Raw genomic sequence first — 19,041 nt, forward strand, 5'->3', positions numbered from 1 at the left:
AGACTTTACCCAGTTGATCAGTACGATTCCGGGCGTGAACTCGTCGACGGACGACGTCACCGGCCTGTCGGACGGCAACTACTCGATCCGCGGCTTCCAGTCGAACGAAATCGGTGTCACGGTGAACGGTGCGCCGATCAACGATTCGGGTAGCTATGCGGTCTACGCCAGCGAATACGGCGACTCCGAAAACGTCGGCGACATCACTGTGCTGCAGGGTACGCCGGATCTGGATATGCCCGATGCAGGCGCTTCCGGCGGTCACATCGCCTGGGCGACCATCGATCCGTCGCACAAGGCCGGCGTGGACGTCACCCAGTCGGTGGGTTCGCATGATTACCGCCGCACCTTTGTGCGCCTGAATACCGGCGACATGGGTCCGGTGCGTTCGTGGATTTCGTTCTCCGACAACAGCGTCGACAAGTGGCGCGGTGCGGGCGACCTGGAAATCCGCAAGGTCGACGGCAAGGCGCTGTGGACGATCGACGACAACAACTCGATCAGCGCTTCGCTGCAGTACAACCGCGAGACGCGTGACACGTACCATTTCCTTACCAAGGCCCAGGCGAAGAGTGACTATTTCCAGGATTGGGACGAAACCTACAAGCCGAAGTCGGCCGATACGAATTACTACGGCTTGCACCTCAACAACTTCTCGAACTACATGTTCAGCTTGGACGGTGAGTTCAAGCTGGCCGATAGCCTGCGCCTGTCGGTAATTCCGTACTTCCAGTACGGCGATGGCGGTTCGGGCGCTGGCAGCAGCTACTTCGCCGAAACCACCAACGTCACCCAGAACCAGAACGAAAACGCGCACCAGGACCTGAACCAGGACGGCCAGATCGTCACCGGTCCGAACGGCAAGAAGGCACTGGTGTATTCGTTCAGCCAGAGCACCACGTATCGTCCGGGCATCCTGTTCAAGTTCAACCAGGACCTGAGCATGGACAACAGCCTCGAGTACGGCCTGTGGTATGAACGTACCCGCCAGGAGCAGGGCGAGCCCTACAGCACGGCCAACTACCTGACCGGCACGCCGGACAATGTCTGGGGCGATTCGAACTATGTGTATTACCCGGACGGCACGATCCAGTCGCTCTACAGCGAATTCACCAAGACCGAGAACCAGAAGGTCTTCGTGACGGATACCTGGACGCCGACCGACAAGTGGACCTTCCAGTTGGGTGCCGCTTATCTGCATACCGAGCGCGAAGGTTTCGCCTGGGAATATCCGGGCAACCAGGGCGGCTTCAACCCGCCGGGCTTCGGCGGCAACTTCGATCGCACGTACCACAAGGTCACGCCGGCGCTGGGCATCAAGTACCAGATCGACGACAACAATCAGTTGTTCTACGGCGTGGGCGAGACCTACCGCGCACCGATCAACACGGCCGTTTCGTTGAACCTGGTGACCGGCCGTCCGTCGAACAAGCCCGAATCGTCGTGGAACAACGACCTGGGTTGGCGCTTCTATAACGATGTGTTCTCCGCCAGCGCGGAAATCTATCGTGCCAACTTCAGCAACCGTACCGTCACCGGCTTCGACCAGGACACCGGCGAGAGCTATTCGACGCAGATCGGTAGCGTGAAGCAGCAGGGCTTCGATGCGGAAGCCAGCATCAAGTTCCTCGAGAACTTCAAGCTGTACGGTTCGTACACCTACACCCAGTCCAAGCTCGAGAGCAACTTCGACGCTGGCGACGACGGTGTCTACCCGACCAACGGCAAGGACATGATCAATGCGCCGCGCAACATCGGCCATCTGGTCCTGAGCTACGACAACGGTCCGTTCTGGGCCAGCCTCGGCGCGAGCTTCCATGGTTCGTTCTACGGCGACTTCATGAACACGGAGAAGAACGGCGGCTACACCACGTTCAACTTCAACGCCGGCTACCACTTCAGCGATTTCGCCAGCTGGTTCCGCAGCCCGTACATCAAGCTCAACTTCGCCAACATCACCGACAAGCATGCGCTGACGTTTGCTACCAACTCGGCGACGCTGGCTTCGGGCACGGTCCGCGATGCCAATGGCGTGAAGCTGTTCACGACCACGCCGACGTACTCGCTGCTCGAGCCGCGCACCTTCATGGTGACGGTGGGCGCTTCGTTCTTCTAAGTCGTACCGCTCGTCGCGGGCGCGAGGCTTGAAGCGCCTCGCACCCGCAAGCTCGAAAACGCAAAGCCGGTCCCGTCAGGGGCCGGTTTTTTTTTGCCTTCAAAAGCAAAAACTTGCTGTCTGGCGTGAGAATTACGTCAAAAAGTTACGAAATTGTAATATGCTACGAATACAGTTGCCCGGACGTTCTTGTGCCGGCTGCTTCGCAGGGGCACGGCAAGCGTTAAATAAAATTCAGGGGAATCAGCCACTTGAGCGTCATGGCGAGGAGACACGGGATCTCCTTGAGCTGGCCCCGACAGTTTTTTGTTACGAAATCTCAAGGGGTTACATCTCGATGAATCTTCGCCTCCGCACGAAAGTGCTGCCGCTAGCTATTACCGCGTTGCTGGCTTCCACGCCGGTCCTCGCACAGGACACCTCCTCCTCGATCAGTGGTCGCGTACTCGATTCCAGCGGCCAACCGGTTGCTGGCGCCAATGTGCAGATCGTCCATACGCCCTCGGGTACCACCAAGACCACCGTTACCGATGCCAATGGTCGCTACGCCGCGCAAGGTTTGCGCGTGGGCGGTCCGTTCGATGTCAAAGTGAGCAAGGACGGTGTCGAGACGGAGCAGGAAAATGTCTACCTGCAGCTGGCTGCCGATACGGCGGTCAACGTCACGCTTACCAACGCTCAGGCGCAGGCAGCCAAGGATCTCGGCGCGGTGACGGTCTCAGCCAACTCGCTGGCGCAGACGTTCACGCCGGACAACAAGGGCATTGCCACCAATGTCTCGCGTCGTGAAATCGAAGCGCAGCCCACGCCGGGTCGCTCGATCCAGAACATCGTGCGCATGGATCCGCGCATCGTCATCAGCGATCGCGATCGCGGCGAGATTTCGGCCATCGGCCAGAACAGCCGCTATAACAACATCACCGTCGACTCGGTCAGCGCAAACGATCCGTTCGGCCTGAACGCCAACGGCCTGCCAACGCTGGGCACGCCGATCTCGCAGGACACGATCGAGGAATACAACATCTCCACCGCCAATTTCGACACGGCTACCCGCCGTGGCGTGGGCGCCATCGTCAATGCGGTGACCAAGAGCGGTACCAACGATTTCCACGGTTCGACCTACTACGCGTTCCAGAACCGCGACAGGATGATTGCCGACTACAACGGCCAGCCGTATGGAGGTTATCGCCGTACCTGGACGGCCGGCGCTACCGTGGGCGGTCCGATCATCAAGGACAAGCTGTTCTTCTTCGCTTCCTACGAGAAGAGCAAGCAGATCGGTCCCACCACGCAGTACGGTGTCACGGGCTCTGGCGCGACCACGGAAATCCGTGGCCTGACGCAGCAGAACGTCAACGACATCATCAGCGCCGCGCATGCCAAGGGCATGGCCGATGTGGGCGGCGTCAGCGGTGGTAACTCCGATCTGCAGGACAAGCGTTACCTGGCCAAGATCGACTGGAATATCACCGACAGCCACCGCGCCAGCCTGACCTATAGCCAGACCAAGGAAAACAAGCCGATCATCACCGGCAGCAACAATGTGCTGGTGCTCTCTAGCGGCTGGTACAAGACCAACGTCGACAACAAGAGCTACGCGCTGCACTTCTACGACGACTGGTCCGATATCTTCTCGACCGACACCACGTTCTCCTATGCGGATTTCAATCAGGTGCGCGGGCCGTACAACGGCACCAACATGCCTGACGTCTCGGTGTGCTTGAATTCGACCAACGGTTGTACCAGCACGTCCAGTTCGCCGGGCGTGGAGTTCGGTACCGAGTACTCGAGCCAGGCCAACATCTTGCGCGTCAAGACGCTCAATGCCGCGTTCGCGGGCAGCTTCTACCTGGGCGACCACACCGTTAAATTCGGTGCGGATTTCGAGTACGACAAGTACTACAACCTGTTCCTGCAGAATGCATTCGGCAGCTACCAGTTCAACTCGCTCGCCGATTTCAACAGCGGTAACTACTACCTGTATCGCCTGAATGCGCCGGCGGCGGGTCTGGGCCTCAACGACGTGGCTGCGGACTTCGGTCTCAAGCAGTACGGCGTGTTCCTGCAGGACACCTGGCAGGTCAACAACAACCTGTCCGTGCAGTACGGTTTCCGCGTCGACATTCCGCTGACCAGTGACAAGCCCCTGTACAACCCCTGCTTCTCGGCGGCGCCGGGCCAGGCGGTGACGGCAGCCAATTGCGTTTCGGCCGCTGGTGGTTTTGGCCGTCGCAACGACACGACCATCAACGGCAACCGTCAGGTGCAGCCGCGCATGTCGTTCAACTACACGTTCGACACCGAGCACATGACGCAGCTCCGTGGTGGCGCGGGCCTGTTCATCTCCAATCCGCCGAGCGTTTGGCTGGGTAACATCTACCAGAACTCCGGTATTACCCAGGTGCAGTTCGCTTGCGGTCCGAGCCCCTCGGCATCGGCAGCCTGCAAGCCGGGCAGCCCTGGCTACCCCGCCTTCAGTCCGGATGCGAATGCACAGAACAGCGGCAACGCGCCGATCCCGGGTGCCCGCGGTGCGCAGATGGCTGTCAACACCATCAGCCCGGGCTTCCAGTTGCCGAGCGTATGGAAGCTGACGCTGGGTTTCGACAAAGAACTGCCATGGTACGGCCTGGTGTTCACCGCCGATTACGAGCACCTGGACACGCGTAATGCGATCTTCTACCAGAACCTCAATATCGGTACGCCGACCGGCCGTCTGCCGGATGGTCGTTACACGTATTACAAAAACCCGACCGGCGGTCCGAGCGGCAATACCGCGCGCGCCAACTCGAACCAGGCCTTCGGTGACTCGGTCATCAACCTTGCCAATACCAGCAAGGGCGATGCCGACAGCCTGGCGCTCTCGTTGAAGAAGTCGTTCGCTAACGAGTGGTCGGCCATGGTCGGCTTCACCTGGAGCCGTGCGACGGAAGTCAATCCGGGTACCTCAAGCGTCGCTCGTTCGAACTACAGCAACAACGTCTGGGTGAACCCGAACGAAGATACCGCCAGCCCGTCGAACTATTCGGTGCCCAAGCGCGTGATTGCATCGTTGACCTGGCAGCATCGCTTCTTTGGCGATTACGCCACGAGCGTGAGCGCGTTCTACGATGGCCACTCCGGCGCACCCTACAGCTGGCGCTTCGGCAACGATGCGAACGGCGACGGCTTCGTCTCCGACCTGGCTTATATCCCGCGCAAGGGCGATGTCAGCTTTGTGCCCGGTACGTCGCAGCAGTTGCAGGATTCGTTCTGGAAGTACATCGAAAGCAACGACTACCTGCGTGACCGTCAGGGTTCCAACGCCAGCCGTAACGGCGACCGCGCCCCTTGGATCAACCAGATCGACCTGAGCTTCCGTCAGGAAATCCCGGGCATCTTCAAGGGCAACAAGGGCGAGTTCCGGCTGGATATCTATAACTTCGGCAACATGCTCAACAAGAAGTGGGGCGTCGACCACCGTGCTTCCTTCCCGCTGGTGCGTAACCTGGCCGACTTCGCTGGCGTAGATGCCAATGGCAAGTACATCTACGACATCACCAAGTCCGCCTACAAGGACGGCAACGGCAACTACAGCCCGCTGCCGCTGCCGCGTGCCGATGAGCTGAACGGCCCGACCCAGCGCTGGTCTGTGCTCGCGACGGTGCGTTACACGTTCTGATAAGCGGTGTAAGTCACCTAAAGGCCGGCGCTCCCTGGGGGCGCCGGTTTTTTTTGCCTGTCAGGGGGATTCGCTAAGCAAAAGCTTGCGAAGCTCCGCATGAGGATCACAGCCAGCGGCGGCGGCGGGCTCTTTTGGCTTGACCCTGCTGCCCCTGGCGCGAGAAGCTAAGCGGTCCGCCAAGAAAAAGTTACGGACGTAAGGGCCGCGAGGGCGCGGTCGAAGGAGACGATTCGATGAACGCAGTACAGGCTGGCAAAGCCAGCAGCCGGGCAGGGACCGTGAGCGCGCGTATTTCGCCCGCCGGTGGCCTGGATATTCTTTCCCGCAACGAGGTGGCGCGCCTGCGCGATGCCAGCGGTTCGGGCATGCACATGCTGCTGCGCCGCTGCGCACTGGCAGTACTGACCTCGGGCAGCATGAGCGACGACCCCCGCGGCATCCTCGAGCAATATCCCGATTTCGATATCCAGGTGCTGCAGCAGGATCGCGGCATCAAGATCGAGCTTTCCAATGCGCCGGCCCAGGCCTTTGTCGACGGCCAGATCATCCGCGGTATCAACGAGCTGCTGGTCGCCGTGGTGCGCGACATCGTCTATGTGTCGACCCAGTTGGAGCAAGGCGGCTTCGACCTGGACGACACCGTGGGGCTCACCCATGCGGTGTTCGAGATCCTGCGCAACGCGCGCATCCTCAAGCCGCAGGTCGATCCGAATCTGGTGGTGTGCTGGGGCGGTCATTCGATCTCGCGTGAAGAATACGAATACACCAAGCAGGTCGGCTATCAACTGGGCCTGCGCAGCATGGATATCTGTACCGGTTGCGGCCCAGGTGCGATGAAGGGTCCGATGAAGGGCGCGACCATTGCTCATGCCAAGCAGCGGCGCAAGCACAATCGCTATATCGGCATTACCGAGCCGGGCATTATCGCGGCGGAGTCGCCGAATCCGATCGTCAACAACCTGGTGATCATGCCGGACATCGAGAAGCGCCTGGAAGCCTTCGTGCGAATCTCTCACGGCATCATCGTGTTCCCGGGCGGTGTGGGTACGGCCGAGGAAATCCTCTACCTGCTTGGCATCCTGCTGCACCCGGATAACGCAGGCATTCCGTTCCCATTGATTTTCACCGGGCCGAAGCAGTCGGCGCCTTACTTCGAACAGATCGACCGGTTCCTGCGCCTTACCTTGGGAGAGCAGGTTGCCCAGCACTACCAGATCATCGTCGACGATCCGGCAGCGGTGGCGCGTGCCATGGTGCGTGGCATCGAGAAGGTGCGCAATTACCGCCTCGACAACAAGGACGCGTTTTTCTTCAACTGGTCGCTGAACATCCCGTTTGCCTTCCAGCTGCCCTTCCGGCCGACCCACGAAGCCATGCGCGCGCTGGCGATCCGCCGCAACAGGCCACGCCATGAATTGGCTGCCGACTTGCGACGCGCCTTTTCGGGTATCGTGGCTGGAAATGTGAAGGAGGACGGGATCCGCGCGATCGAGCAGCATGGACCGTTCGAGATCGACGGCGAGCAGGATTTCATGCGCGCGCTGGATGAGCTGCTGAAGGCCTTCGTCGTGCAGCACCGCATGAAGCTGCCTGGCGGTTCGGCCTATGTGCCCTGCTACAAGGTGCTGGCGAGCTAGGGCTTTTTAAGGGGTGGGGCGGCTTGACAGTCCCCGCCCCAATAAGCAAACTATGTGGCTCACCCCCGCCCGAATAGCTCAGCCGGTTAGAGCACTTGACTGTTAATCAGGGGGTCGTTGGTTCGAGTCCAACTTCGGGCGCCAGATATAACAAGGGCCTACCTTCGGGTAGGCCCTTGTCTTTTTGAGCGCTGTTGAAAATTAGGCCTTGTTGGCGGGATTCACGACGGGACGTTCATGGTCATCGTGGTGGACCACCCGCATGTTGCGATGGCCGTTGGCCTGCTGCTTGTCGGCTTTGTTGCCCACGGAATCCGTGATCCCTCGATGCTTGAGGCTCTGAAGGCCAAAGCGCTTGCTAGCATCGATGAGCCCGGCGGCTTGCGCTGCTGATGTGGCACGACGCCAAGCGCTGGCCATTGTGCTCTTGCTGAGTCGCCGTGCCTGCGATGTAATCCAGTTGATGAAGTGTTCGTATATGTAACGAGCAATTGATATGAAAAAAGCCCTCGCTTGGAGCGGTCGGGCTTTTTCGCCAAGAGGCCTGAGTGTCAGTGTGCAGCCGCATGTTCCACATGGCTGCTCATGGATTTAACGGTAATAGCTCGGACTTCGACTTCTTTGAATGGTCCAGGTCAATGATGTTCATCGCAAAAATTTTTATACTTCTTTTCGCAGCCAAACAGCAAGACGGGATATATTTGCGGTATAACCTGACATCGGACCGCACTTACGCCCGAATCTAATTTAGAAAGGGTGCGACCGGATGCAGGGTAGCATGTGTCGTTCTCCAAATGGCCGGAAGCTGCAATTTCTTGTGGGGAAATGCCAATGTCATTTATGGTAATCAGGCGACCCAGTGATGTATATAGATAATTGCTATAGCTCTCAAAATCCGGCGTCATAATTGCTGCGCTTGAATTTACATACCTATTTGCTGACTGAAATAAACGGCCGCAGGTCGGGATAGGCTGTGTCATTGCGGTTCTTGGATGCATAAATCCAAGTGCATGACCTATTTCATGCTTTGAGATCTGCTTTATTAGAAGATCCAGAAAGTCTTCATCTGATTTATTTTTTAGTTTCGTTCTGTGTGTGCCGTCTGAGGTCATCTTTTGAATAATTGGTTTGAAGTAGCTTATGACGGTCGGGTCGGATCCGCTTGGCTTGGGTCCGTTGGGGTAAAAAGTTGCAGCTAAAGTGTCGCTCTGGCCGCAATGATCATTATTCATTGAGCCATTGAGAATGGAGATTTTCAACTGGGCTTCATTTTGTTGCAATGTCTGCTCAAATTTAATTCCCATTGCCCGCTCCCATTCGCCCATGGCCTCCTCGGCGGCGGCACCTATATCAATTTGGTATGACTGGTCTCCATTTACAGTGAAAGTAACCGCGCGTGTATTGGGTGAAAGGTAGTATTTTACTGTATTGCCATAAGCTACGAATGGATTGAAATTATTCCTTAGAATAACCTCTGTGTTAACGCCTTTTAGTCCCTGGGCATGCAATGGTGAAGCCATAAGAAGTATGCCGATCAACGCGGACTTGATTGCTTCGGTGGAAAACATTCATCACCCATTAGTGATATGGAGACCTGACGTCTCGGTGATTTTAATTAATTGGCGCGACTGCTTCCTGGATGCAGGCGTGCACACAATTGAATTTATTGCTTTATTGTTATAGAAGAAACGTCATCTCCGCTGAGGCACACGTCTACCGTAGCGTTAATTGTAATTGCCGTTAAGGCGACGGCGAGCATGGCTCTTCCAGTTTCTGTATTAACGCCATAGCTACCAAAAAGCGAATATTCCTTTCCGTCGCTCAAGGTTACATACGGATAATATTCGCCATTGTATTGAAGTTTATTGATGTGCATGTTAGGGCTCGCATTGCCCCATTTGCAGGCGTGCGCTTGAGCGGCGAAAGGAAATGAAAAGGACATCAGTGCAGCAGAAATACAAAATGCCTTCAACATGAATGCGCTCCAGTGGTTATGTGATTAAATTTAATTGCTTGGTGGTGAACATTATTAACTTAACCGAGGCGATCCTTCGCCTTATCATGAAAAAAATGAGACGAGTCACTTCGCGAAGGAGTGTGGCGCAAGGGCGGCGCAACACTTGACCTTGCCCAAGAAATGAATCTCTTACTGAGGGTTAAGCTCGCGCAAAGGAGGTCCGTCGATGACGAACATGGCAAAGCGAGCGTAGTGCACAGCGCAGTTCAAGCTGGAAGCTATAGGGGCGGTCAAGGCCGGGCAAAGCATGGCGGCGGTGGCGGCGACACTGAGTGTGGCTGAGCAAACGCTATTCAGCTGGGTAGAGGCTGGTCGGGAAGGCAAGCTGGCCAGAGCTGGCGCACAATGGTGAGTCTGGAACAAATGGAGCTGGCGCGGTCGCGTGCCGAAGTGGCTCGCTTGAGGATGGGGCGGGACATGTTAAAAAGCGGCGGCGTGTTAAATGGATCGAAGCCGGACCTTGCGCTTTGTCAAAGTCTGCCAGATCACATCGCCAGAGCCAGGCCTAGTTAGGTTCGGGCTTGATCCCAAGAGGAGCGATCACAACCGAATGAGCTGCTAATCAGGGGCGTTGGTTCGAGTCCAACTTCGGGGCGCCACGTATCTAAGGATCTGCCTCACGGCAGGACCTTTTTTTGTTTTCTGTCGCATGCCCGAGCCTGGTTAGCCAGTCGCAGGCTGAGTCAGGCCGCGAAGAAATGCACGGGTGCGACTTAGCGCCTCGCGCGACTCAGGTCGAGAGAGATTGAACTGATACTCATGCCCAAGCGGTGGCTGATGCGTAGCGGGATAGAAAAGGGTCTCCACGTGCACGCCTTGGAGCTTCAGGGCTTCCGCCAACGCGACCGATTGCGGCGCCAACGGGTCGCTGTTCCCAACGCTGATAAAAGCCGGTGGAAAAGATGGCGAGACATGCGGCACCACGGAGAAGGCCCCTACTGTCGCCTCGGGTGGGGTGGTTGAGCCGAAGTAGGACCACATCACCGTTCGCAGGAACCAGGACGACGGCACCTGGGAGGCCATGATCCGCCCATCGTGAGGACCGCAGAACAGCACCACGCCTCGCAGCTGTGCGATCGAAATGCCGGAGCTCAACCCTGTTTTCTGCGCGTAGCCGGGCGACGAGGCGAGGGCAGCCAACTGCGATGCCAATTGGGCTCCCGCTGAATCGCCTCCAAGGACGAAACGGCTGGAATCCAGTTTCAACTGCGCGGCATGATCGGAAAGATAGGCCAAGGCGCGGCCGAGTTGCTGTATCGGTACCGGATACTGGATACCCGGCGCCAGGGAATAGTCCACCGCCACCACAGCATAACCATCGGCGGCCAGAATCTGCGCATAATTGGCGACCTCTTTGCGGCTTCCGGCAACGTATCCGCCACCATGAATCCAGAAAATGATCGGCAAGGGTCGGTCATTCAGCGCCGACGGTCGATAGATATCCAGCAGTGCGTCGGGATCGTTCGGGTCATAATGCAGATCGAACTGCGCATTGATGCCTTGAGGCACCTGACTGGCCAATGCTGCGTTGGTGGCATGCCCTCCGCGTTCGAATGCCCAGCGAATGATCAGCGCAGAAGGCCACGGGCTGGTCTTGAACGCGATGAAGGCTGCGCCGCTCACGATGACCAGGGTTGCCAGCAATATCCATAGTGCCCGGCGAAGGCGAGAGCGGAGAGTCTTGGGAGCATCCATGGCGGGAACTTGGCAAATGACGGTTGTCAGTCAGAATGCCAGCAGTCTCCAGTCTCGCCAAGCAACCATCTAGCCGATGTAGCGCAGGTATATTTCGTTAAGCCGGGCGCCCATGCCGTACAACGAGTTGCTTAAGCCGGCTACCAACTTCTTCACCTGGTTCATCTGCAATAAATCGAGGCTCGTAGTGGTCGATAGGGATAAGGGGGCGTAGTTATCGAAGTCGATCAGATAAGGATCGATATGTTCGACCCGAATTGCCGCCAGTTTCGCCGAGAGCTCGTTTGCGTCGTTTGGGGGCACTTCTTGTGCATCGATCAAATTTTGTATGCCAGACAGAACTTCGACAATTTGTACTTTTATGTCGTGGAATTGTTCGATATCGCCTTTCCAGTTGCGAGAGGTCAGGTCGTTGTTCAAAACCTGGATTGCGTTGTCGACCTCTTCGACGGAGCACAAAAACGAACATCCGTCTAACGCGCTTGCGACAGGAGTGTCAGGTATGCTCGGCGCAACCTGTCTTCCATAGGTGCTGGCGACATATCCGATACCCAGGCCCGCGCCCCCCGTCGTCAAGCCTATTGCCAGGAGCTTGAGTCCGCATCTCGTATTACCATTGGCTATCTTTGCTACACCGGCACCGATACCTGCCGCACCGGCGTTCAGCAAGCCTTGTTGAAGCCCTTCGTTATGTTCGACGTCGTGCTGTCTGTTCGGGGACGAGGCGGCAGCGCCAGGAGGGAACGTGCTTCTCGTGCTGCTCTGTGGATACGCGACGTTATGAATGCTGCCGAGGAGTAAGGCGCACGGGAGCAATGTCACGACAAATGCACCTGCTGGCGTATTCACGTTTTTTATGCGCGCAGGATTCTGGTTTCTGAAGAGTTGCTGCAGCGTTTTTTCGCTGGCCGTTTGTTTCTTGGATGAATATGTGTCGTTATAGAACTGACCTGTGATCCGATTGATGTCTCCTGCGGCTGGCAAAGTCAATTTTCCTTGGCATGGGATGTGGGGATCTAATCACCGATGAACGGCAGTGACTTTCAAAAAGCGACCTTAGGGCATCTCAATCGGCTGGACGGCGAAAACGGTCCCCGTTGCTGTGGGAGCAATTTGGGGAGGTGCTTCGAAGAACCTGATGTGTCTTTTGCGTGCAAGGCTGCCCCCTCCCCAACCCTCCCGACAAAGCCAGGGGAAAGCAACTGTCTTGTTCAAATTGCCTGGATGGCGTCACGCATACGCGCATTGAGGATGACGAGTAGCTTGCGTTTCACCGCCAATACGAGATCTACAAATCAGGTAGCTATTCGGGGCCTGAAAGCTTCATAGGCTGTCGCGGCAGGCCTGCTGGCTTGCGGCATCGGCAGATTCGCCGCGAATGCGGCCGGAATTGGCAACATAAACACGTAGCGCCAGCTGTGCTTGCTTGGGATCGCAGATCAGCAAGCCGATATTGGTGCCGCTGGCATCGCCTTTGTTGCGAAATACGACGCTGGGGCGCCCGACGGTACTGGTAATACGCAAGCCAGGGCGCTGGCTGTGAGTGCGCAACGGCGTACCGGCCAAACGATGCGGGCCGCTTCCCGTTCGCGTGGCGTATCCGGTAATCCAGCCGGTGTCCCAACGCGATGTGTCAGCGCATTGTTGCCCATCGAGGGTGGGGCAGACAATCAGCGAGGTCCCCCGCCGCAGGGCCTCTTCGCGGGCATACCGGAGGCTGTCGACCAAGGCGGTTTGGGCCTCGATCAGCCGTTCGCGTGCCCATAGACGGCCCAAGGGTGGGATGGCAACGCCCACCAACACGATCGCCACGGCCAGGGCGATCAGCTGCTCTATGAGGGTTACGCCCTTGATAAACCGGGCTGTAGAGGTGGGTCTGCTCATGAAACCGGAGGCTAGTTCGGGGCAGGCGTGACGTATGCCATCCTTGTGATGGCCCCGCCTTCATAGCCTGCTGACACACGCTGTCAGCATGGCAATTTAAAATGCCGGTACCAGACCGCATATACGACGCCATGACTGACCGATTCACCCTCGTTTCGCCCTACAAGCCGTCGGGCGACCAGCCGGAGGCGATCAAGCGCCTCACCGAAGGTTTCGAAGCGGGCTTGGCCGCGCAGACCCTGCTCGGTGTGACGGGCTCGGGCAAGACCTTCACCATCGCCAATGTGATCGAGAAGATCCAGCGGCCGACGATCGTGCTGGCGCCGAACAAAACCCTGGCCGCGCAGCTCTATGGCGAGTTCAAGGAGTTCTTTCCGCACAATGCGGTCGAGTACTTCGTGAGCTACTACGACTACTATCAGCCCGAAGCCTACGTCGTCGCTTCCGATACCTTTATCGAGAAGGATGCCTCGATCAACGACCACATCGAGCAAATGCGCCTGGCAGCGACCAAAGCGTTGTTGTCGCGCAAGGATTCGTTGATCGTTGCGACGGTATCGGCGATCTACGGCCTGGGCGATCCGGAAGACTATCTGTCCTTGCGACTGATTCTTGCGCGCGGCGAGCGTATCGATCAGCGAGCGTTGATTCGTCAATTGACCGAGCTGCAATACACGCGCAACGAGCTCGAGCTGCGGCGCGGTACTTATCGCGTCCGTGGCGAGGTGATCGATGTTTTTCCGGCTGAATCCGAAACCGAAGCGTTGCGTATCGAGTTGTTCGACGGCGAAGTGGAGAATCTCTCGCTGTTCGACCCGCTGACTGGCGAAACCTTGCGCAAGGTGCCGCGCTACACCGTTTACCCGCGTACGCATTACGCCAGCACGCGCGAAAGCGTGCTCAATGCGATCGAGACGGTGAAGGAAGAGCTGAAGGATCGCCTGGAATACCTCTACAAGGAAAACAAACTGGTCGAAGCGCAACGCCTGGACCAGCGCACGCGCTTCGATGTGGAGATGATGGCGGAAGTGGGCTACTGCCAGGGCATCGAGAACTACTCCCGACACCTGACGCGCCGTGCGCCCGGTGAGCCGCCGCCGACGCTGTTCGATTACTTGCCACCGGATGCCTTGCTGGTGGTGGACGAGTCGCATGTGACCATTCCGCAGCTTGGCGCCATGTACAAAGGCGATCGTTCGCGCAAGGAAACGCTGGTCGAGTTCGGTTTCCGTCTGCCGTCGGCGATGGACAACCGCCCGTTGCGCTTCGAAGAGTGGGAGCGCCGCGCGCCGCGCTCGATCTATGTCTCGGCTACGCCGCGCGATTACGAGTTGCAGCACTCTGGCGATGCGGTGGTCGAACTGGTCGTGCGTCCCACCGGGCTGATCGATCCGGAGGTGGAAGTGCGGCCGGTGCGTACCCAGGTCGACGATCTGCTGAGCGAGGTGCATCGGCGCGTCGCCATGGGCGATCGCGTGCTGGTGACGACATTGACCAAGCGTATGGCGGAGAACCTGACCGAGTACCTGGGCGAGCACAACGTCAAGGTGCGTTACCTGCACTCGGATATCGAGACAGTCGAACGCGTGGAAATCATCCGCGACTTGCGCCTGGGCGAATTCGATGTGCTCGTCGGCATCAATCTGCTGCGCGAGGGCCTGGATATGCCCGAAGTGTCGCTGGTGGCGATCCTCGATGCGGACAAGGAAGGCTTCCTGCGTTCGACCGGTTCGCTGATTCAGACGATCGGCCGCGCCGCGCGCAATGTGCGCGGCAAGGCGATCCTGTACGCCGACAAGATCACCCCTTCGATGCGGGCGGCGATGGACGAGACCTTGCGTCGTCGAGAAAAGCAAGAGGCCTACAACAAGGCTCATGGCATTACGCCGCAGTCGGTCGTGCGCCGTATTGCGGACATCATGGAGGGTGCACGTAGCGAGGGAGCCCATGCCCGCAGTCGTGGCGCCAAATCAGGACGTGGTCGGTCGGTTGTTGCAGAAGAGGGCGCCGAGTACGCAGGCCTGACGCATGGCGAGGCGGCAAGCATGATCAAGAAGCTTGAGGCGCAGATGTACAAGCATGCCGAGAACCTGGAGTTCGAGGATGCTGCGCGATTGCGCGACAAGATCCACAAGCTCCGCGAGCAGGCCTTGCGGGGCGCATGAAGGCCAACGCTCGTTACGGCAGGCTTGTATGCCCGCCAGAAACTTTGCTATGCTGAGTGGCTCACGGGCGGTTAGCTCAGCGGTAGAGCACTACCTTGACATGGTAGGGGTCACAAGTTCGATCCTTGTACCGCCCACCAATACCGACGAAACGGCGCGGCCCTGAGGGTTCGCGCCGTTTTTGTTTCCAGCTCTGGAGCATCCGATGGCTTATTTCATCGTCAAGAGTCTGCATATCCTGTTTGTTATCGCCTGGGTGGCAGCGGTGTTTTATCTGCCGCGCATCCTGGTCAACCTCGCTGAGGCAGGACAGGAGCCGGCGGTGAGGGCGCGGCTGGAGCTGATGGGGCGGCGGCTATACAAGTTCGGCCACACCATGTTCGGTCTGGCTTTTTTGTGCGGCCTGGCGTTGTGGTTGTATTTCCGTGTCAGCGGCGGCTGGTTGCACGCGAAGTTGACCCTGGTCGCGCTGTTGCTGATTTTCTATATCTGGACAGGGCGGATGCTCAAGCGCAGCATCGCTGGCGGTGCTCTGCCGACAGCCAAGGCGCTGCGCTGGCTCAACGAGTTGCCGATCCTGCTGGTTCTGGCCGTGATCTACCTGGTGGTGGCCAAGCCGTTCTGAACCGATTCGTCGGTGGAGCGAGCATAGGGCTGTCAGATTGACAGCCCGTTGGCGCTAAACTAATTTCCTCATCCTCCGTATCCCAAGGAACCAAGGTGGCCCGCGCCCACGCGTCGGCCGAGTGTGCGACATGGCAACTACGAGCTTCCAATAAAGATCGCCGCCACGCCTTGTGTTGAGCAAAGGGCGCTGCGGCGCCTTTTTCGTGCCCGCCGTGCCATCCGGCCGGCCACCTTAAAACAGTAAGAAAGGCCCTTTAGAAAGAGGGCATCGCGCTATATATCAGGTAACCCCATGATCCAGATCACGCTACCCGACGGCAGCAAACGCCCCTTCGAACACCCGGTCACCGTGCAAGACGTCGCCGCGTCCATAGGTGCGGGCCTGGCCAAGGCCACCCTGGCTGGCAAGGTCGACGGCAAGCTGGTCGATGCCAGCTTCGCGATCGACCACGATGCCAGCCTGGAAATCGTCACCGAAAAGAGCCCGGAGGCGCTGGAAATCCTGCGCCACTCCACCGCGCACCTGCTGGCCCAGGCCGTGCAGCGCCTGTATCCCGGCGCGCAGGTCACCATCGGCCCGGTGATCGACAACGGCTTCTACTACGACTTCGCCTATGAGCGCCCGTTCACGCCCGACGATCTGGCGAAGATCGAGGCGGAAATGGAGAAGATCGTCAAGGAAGCCCTGCCGGTCACGCGTAGCGTGAAATCGCGCGACGATGCGGTGGCGTTCTTTCGCGGTCTCGGCGAGCTGTACAAGGCCGAGATCATCGAAAGTATTCCGGCCAACGAAGAGCTGTCGCTGTACTCGCAGGGCGAGTTCATCGACCTCTGCCGCGGCCCGCATGTGCCCAATACCGGCAAGCTGCGCGCATTCAAGTTGATGAAAGTGGCCGGCGCTTATTGGCGCGGCGACTCGAACAACGCGATGCTGACGCGCATTTACGGCACCGCCTGGCTCAACGACAAGGATCTGAAGGCCTATCTGCACCAGCTGGAAGAGGCCGAAAAGCGCGACCATCGCAAGATCGGCAAGGCGCTGGATCTGTTCCACCAGCAGGAAGAAGCCCCTGGCATGGTGTTCTGGCATCCCAACGGCTGGGCCATCTGGCAAGCCGTGGAGCAATACGTGCGCGGCGTCTACCGCAAGAGCGGTTACCAGGAAGTGCGCGGTCCGCAGATCATGGATGTAAGTCTGTGGAAGAAGTCCGGCCACTGGGATAATTACCAGGAGAACATGTTCTTCACCGAGTCGGAAAAGCGCACCTACGCGCTCAAGCCGATGAACTGCCCGGGGCACGTGCAGATCTACAACACCAATCTGCACAGCTATCGCGATCTGCCGATCCGCTACGGCGAGTTCGGTGGCTGCCATCGCAACGAACCGTCCGGAGCGTTGCACGGCATCATGCGCGTGCGCGCATTCACCCAGGACGACGGCCATATCTTCTGTACGGAAGAGCAGATCGAGCCGGAAGTGACGGCTTTCCATGCGCAGGCCATGCAGGTCTACAGCGATTTCGGTTTCGAGGACATCGCGCTGAAGATCGCGCTGCGCCCGGATAAGCGCATCGGCAGCGACGAAGTTTGGGATCGCGCCGAGCATGCCTTGCGCACCGCCTTGTCCAAGGCCGGGGTCAACTGGGAAGAACTGCCGGGCGAGGGTGCCTTCTACGGCCCCAAGATCGAATACCACATGAAGGATTCGATCGGTCGTGCCTGGCAGGTCGGCACCATGCAGGTAGACTTCATGATGCCCGAGCGACTGGGCGCCGAGTACGTGGACGAGCACAGCCAGCGGCGGCACCCGGTCATGCTGCATCGGGCCATCGTGGGCTCGATGGAGCGGTTTATCGGTATCCTGATCGAACACCATGCCGGCAACCTGCCGGCATGGCTGGCTCCGGTCCAGGCGGCGGTATTTTCCATCACCGACGCCCAGGCCGATTATGTTCGTGAGGTGGCGCAAGCCCTTGTCGGCAAAGGTTTCCGGGTACACGCCGATTTGCGCAATGAAAAGGTCGGCTATAAAATCAGGGAACATACGCTACAGAAAGTTCCCTACTTGCTTGTGGTCGGCGATCGCGAGAAGGAAGCCGGGGCTGTTTCTGTGCGTACCCGTTCGGGGGAGGACCTGGGCAGCATGCCGCTGGCCGCCTTCGTCGAACGGTTGGAGGCCGAAGGGCGGCGCTGAGCGCAGCCCCGGCCGTAAGCATTCATTCTTCTGGAGGATAGTGGTATCGCTACCACCGACAATAAGGGCAACCGCCGTAACCACGAGATTCGCGTCCCGCGCGTACGCGTGATCGGTCCGGACATGGAGCAGCTCGGCATTCTCAGCCGCGACGAGGCGCTACGTGCTGCCGAAGAGGCTGGCCTGGATCTCGTGGAGATTCAGCCGAACGGCGATCCGCCGGTCTGCCGCATCATGGACTACGGCAAGTTCAAGTTCGAAGCCCAGAAGAAGGCCCAGGCCGCCAAGAAGAAGCAGAAGCAGGTCGAGATCAAGGAAGTGAAGTTCCGTCCGGTCACGGACGTGGGCGACTACCAGATCAAGCTGCGCAACATGCTGCGCTTCCTCGAGGAAGGCGACAAGGTCAAGGTCACCATTCGCTTCCGCGGTCGCGAAATGTCCCACCAGGATCTCGGCCAGGAGCTGGCCAAGCGTATTCAGGTGGACGTGGGCGAAAACGGCCAGATCGAGTCCTTCCCGCGTCTGGAAGGCCGCCAGATGGTCATGATGATCGGCCCCAAAAAGAAGTGAAGTAATAAAAACGGCGACCCAAACGGTCGCCGTTTTCTTTGTGTGGAACCGACCCGCTCGGCCCCACGCGTTCCCCTCTCCCCCGGCTTGCCGGGGGAGAGGGCAAAGGGAGAGGGGGGCTCTGGACTCGCACTCCACGATAAACCCCACCCAAAAGCCCCCCGGCGGAGCCAGGAGAGAGGGAGCTGACTGAGTTCGGCCTCAGCGTGGCGCAACGAGCAGGGCACCACCCCTACCAATCCCCCCCAAATCCCCGTACAATCGCTGGTTCGGCCCACACGGAAGGGCCGTGAACCGATCATGGCAGGACGGAAAGCGCAGCCATCAGGCTGCCGCCAGATCAGTCAGAAACTTTGAATACGGAGCATTCCCATGCCCAAGATCAAGACCAACCGGGCGGCGGCGAAGCGTTTTCGCAAGACCGCTTCCGGCAAGTTCAAGGCCGGTCACGCCTTCAAGTCGCACATCCTGA

Annotated in this window: 14 protein-coding genes, 3 tRNA genes and 1 pseudogene; 13 read left to right on the forward strand and 5 right to left on the reverse strand. The window is 58.5% G+C overall.

Going from position 1 to position 19,041, the window contains the following annotated elements:
• The 5 genes from VIM98_RS19820 to VIM98_RS19840 all read left to right on the forward strand — a co-directional run.
• A partial coding sequence (locus tag VIM98_RS19820) for a TonB-dependent receptor (protein WP_331994829.1) occupies positions 1 to 2,116 on the forward strand: 2,116 nt, incomplete at its 5' end.
• A gap of 337 nt (positions 2,117 to 2,453) precedes the next feature.
• The gene (locus VIM98_RS19825; RefSeq protein WP_331994830.1) at positions 2,454 to 5,777 is read left to right on the forward strand and encodes a TonB-dependent receptor; all 3,324 of its coding nucleotides are present in this window, start codon (positions 2,454 to 2,456) and stop codon (positions 5,775 to 5,777) included.
• Positions 5,778 to 6,013: 236 nt separating this feature from the next.
• The gene (gene ppnN, locus VIM98_RS19830) at positions 6,014 to 7,417 is read left to right on the forward strand and encodes a nucleotide 5'-monophosphate nucleosidase PpnN (RefSeq protein ID WP_331994831.1); all 1,404 of its coding nucleotides are present in this window, start codon (positions 6,014 to 6,016) and stop codon (positions 7,415 to 7,417) included.
• Positions 7,418 to 7,484: 67 nt separating this feature from the next.
• A tRNA-Asn gene (locus tag VIM98_RS19835) sits at positions 7,485 to 7,561 on the forward strand.
• Between the two features lie 93 nt (positions 7,562 to 7,654).
• Positions 7,655 to 7,810, forward strand: a complete 156-nt coding sequence (locus VIM98_RS19840) for a hypothetical protein (protein WP_331994832.1) — start codon at positions 7,655 to 7,657, stop codon at positions 7,808 to 7,810.
• A 242-nt stretch (positions 7,811 to 8,052) separates the two neighbouring features.
• Here VIM98_RS19840 and VIM98_RS19845 read toward each other — a convergent pair whose 3' ends face one another.
• Together VIM98_RS19845 and VIM98_RS19850 are read right to left on the reverse strand one after the other, a co-directional pair.
• Complete coding sequence (locus VIM98_RS19845; RefSeq protein WP_331994833.1) at positions 8,053 to 8,985, reverse strand: matrixin family metalloprotease; 933 nt, start codon at positions 8,983 to 8,985, stop codon at positions 8,053 to 8,055.
• A 95-nt stretch (positions 8,986 to 9,080) separates the two neighbouring features.
• Entirely contained in the window at positions 9,081 to 9,392 is a 312-nt protein-coding gene (locus VIM98_RS19850; protein WP_331994834.1) for a hypothetical protein, read from the reverse strand.
• A 253-nt stretch (positions 9,393 to 9,645) separates the two neighbouring features.
• Between VIM98_RS19850 and VIM98_RS19855 the strand changes: the two are divergent.
• Together VIM98_RS19855 and VIM98_RS19860 are read left to right on the forward strand one after the other, a co-directional pair.
• Positions 9,646 to 9,875, forward strand: a pseudogene (locus tag VIM98_RS19855) (transposase); the annotation flags it as partial.
• A gap of 57 nt (positions 9,876 to 9,932) precedes the next feature.
• Positions 9,933 to 10,033: transfer RNA gene (locus VIM98_RS19860), tRNA-OTHER, on the forward strand.
• Positions 10,034 to 10,097: 64 nt separating this feature from the next.
• On the opposite strand, the gene VIM98_RS19865 is transcribed toward VIM98_RS19860, so the two are convergent.
• From VIM98_RS19865 to VIM98_RS19875, 3 genes are all read right to left on the reverse strand, one after another.
• Positions 10,098 to 11,129: an alpha/beta hydrolase gene (locus tag VIM98_RS19865; RefSeq protein WP_331994835.1), complete on the reverse strand. Its 1,032-nt coding sequence runs from the start codon at positions 11,127 to 11,129 to the stop codon at positions 10,098 to 10,100.
• 69 nt (positions 11,130 to 11,198) lie between these two features.
• On the reverse strand, positions 11,199 to 12,113 hold the full coding sequence (locus VIM98_RS19870) for a hypothetical protein (protein WP_331994836.1): 915 nt from the start codon (positions 12,111 to 12,113) through the stop codon (positions 11,199 to 11,201).
• Positions 12,114 to 12,452: 339 nt separating this feature from the next.
• Positions 12,453 to 13,013, reverse strand: a complete 561-nt coding sequence (locus tag VIM98_RS19875) for a GspH/FimT family pseudopilin (protein WP_331994837.1) — start codon at positions 13,011 to 13,013, stop codon at positions 12,453 to 12,455.
• A gap of 131 nt (positions 13,014 to 13,144) precedes the next feature.
• Here VIM98_RS19875 and uvrB point away from each other — a divergent pair, with 131 nt between their 5' ends.
• From uvrB to rpmI, 6 genes are all read left to right on the forward strand, one after another.
• The gene (gene uvrB, locus VIM98_RS19880) at positions 13,145 to 15,178 is read left to right on the forward strand and encodes an excinuclease ABC subunit UvrB (protein ID WP_331994838.1); all 2,034 of its coding nucleotides are present in this window, start codon (positions 13,145 to 13,147) and stop codon (positions 15,176 to 15,178) included.
• 65 nt (positions 15,179 to 15,243) lie between these two features.
• Positions 15,244 to 15,318, forward strand: a tRNA-Val gene (locus VIM98_RS19885).
• Positions 15,319 to 15,383: 65 nt separating this feature from the next.
• Positions 15,384 to 15,803, forward strand: coding sequence for a CopD family protein (locus VIM98_RS19890; protein ID WP_331994839.1), 420 nt, complete (start codon positions 15,384 to 15,386; stop codon positions 15,801 to 15,803).
• Positions 15,804 to 16,097: 294 nt separating this feature from the next.
• Positions 16,098 to 17,999: a threonine--tRNA ligase gene (thrS, locus tag VIM98_RS19895; protein WP_331994840.1), complete on the forward strand. Its 1,902-nt coding sequence runs from the start codon at positions 16,098 to 16,100 to the stop codon at positions 17,997 to 17,999.
• A gap of 45 nt (positions 18,000 to 18,044) precedes the next feature.
• Positions 18,045 to 18,569, forward strand: a complete 525-nt coding sequence (gene infC, locus VIM98_RS19900) for a translation initiation factor IF-3 (RefSeq protein ID WP_331994841.1) — start codon at positions 18,045 to 18,047, stop codon at positions 18,567 to 18,569.
• Positions 18,570 to 18,941: 372 nt separating this feature from the next.
• A partial coding sequence (rpmI, locus tag VIM98_RS19905) for a 50S ribosomal protein L35 (RefSeq protein WP_331994842.1) occupies positions 18,942 to 19,041 on the forward strand: 100 nt, incomplete at its 3' end.

Origin of the sequence: Dyella sp. (assembly GCF_036568765.1) — a bacterium.
Classification (GTDB): domain Bacteria; phylum Pseudomonadota; class Gammaproteobacteria; order Xanthomonadales; family Rhodanobacteraceae; genus GSA-30.

Bases quoted from the DNA above. Each gene is read 5' to 3' on its own strand.
- uvrB (WP_331994838.1), top strand. From the start codon at position 13,145: ATGACTGACCGATTCACCCTCGTTTCGCCCTACAAGCCGTCGGGCGAC.
- thrS (WP_331994840.1), top strand. From the start codon at position 16,098: ATGATCCAGATCACGCTACCCGACGGCAGCAAACGCCCCTTCGAACAC.
- VIM98_RS19825 (WP_331994830.1), top strand. From the start codon at position 2,454: ATGAATCTTCGCCTCCGCACGAAAGTGCTGCCGCTAGCTATTACCGCG.
- VIM98_RS19840 (WP_331994832.1), top strand. From the start codon at position 7,655: ATGGTCATCGTGGTGGACCACCCGCATGTTGCGATGGCCGTTGGCCTG.
- VIM98_RS19875 (WP_331994837.1), bottom strand. From the start codon at position 13,013: ATGAGCAGACCCACCTCTACAGCCCGGTTTATCAAGGGCGTAACCCTC.
- VIM98_RS19865 (WP_331994835.1), bottom strand. From the start codon at position 11,129: ATGGATGCTCCCAAGACTCTCCGCTCTCGCCTTCGCCGGGCACTATGG.
- VIM98_RS19845 (WP_331994833.1), bottom strand. From the start codon at position 8,985: ATGTTTTCCACCGAAGCAATCAAGTCCGCGTTGATCGGCATACTTCTT.
- VIM98_RS19850 (WP_331994834.1), bottom strand. From the start codon at position 9,392: ATGTTGAAGGCATTTTGTATTTCTGCTGCACTGATGTCCTTTTCATTT.
- VIM98_RS19890 (WP_331994839.1), top strand. From the start codon at position 15,384: ATGGCTTATTTCATCGTCAAGAGTCTGCATATCCTGTTTGTTATCGCC.
- ppnN (WP_331994831.1), top strand. From the start codon at position 6,014: ATGAACGCAGTACAGGCTGGCAAAGCCAGCAGCCGGGCAGGGACCGTG.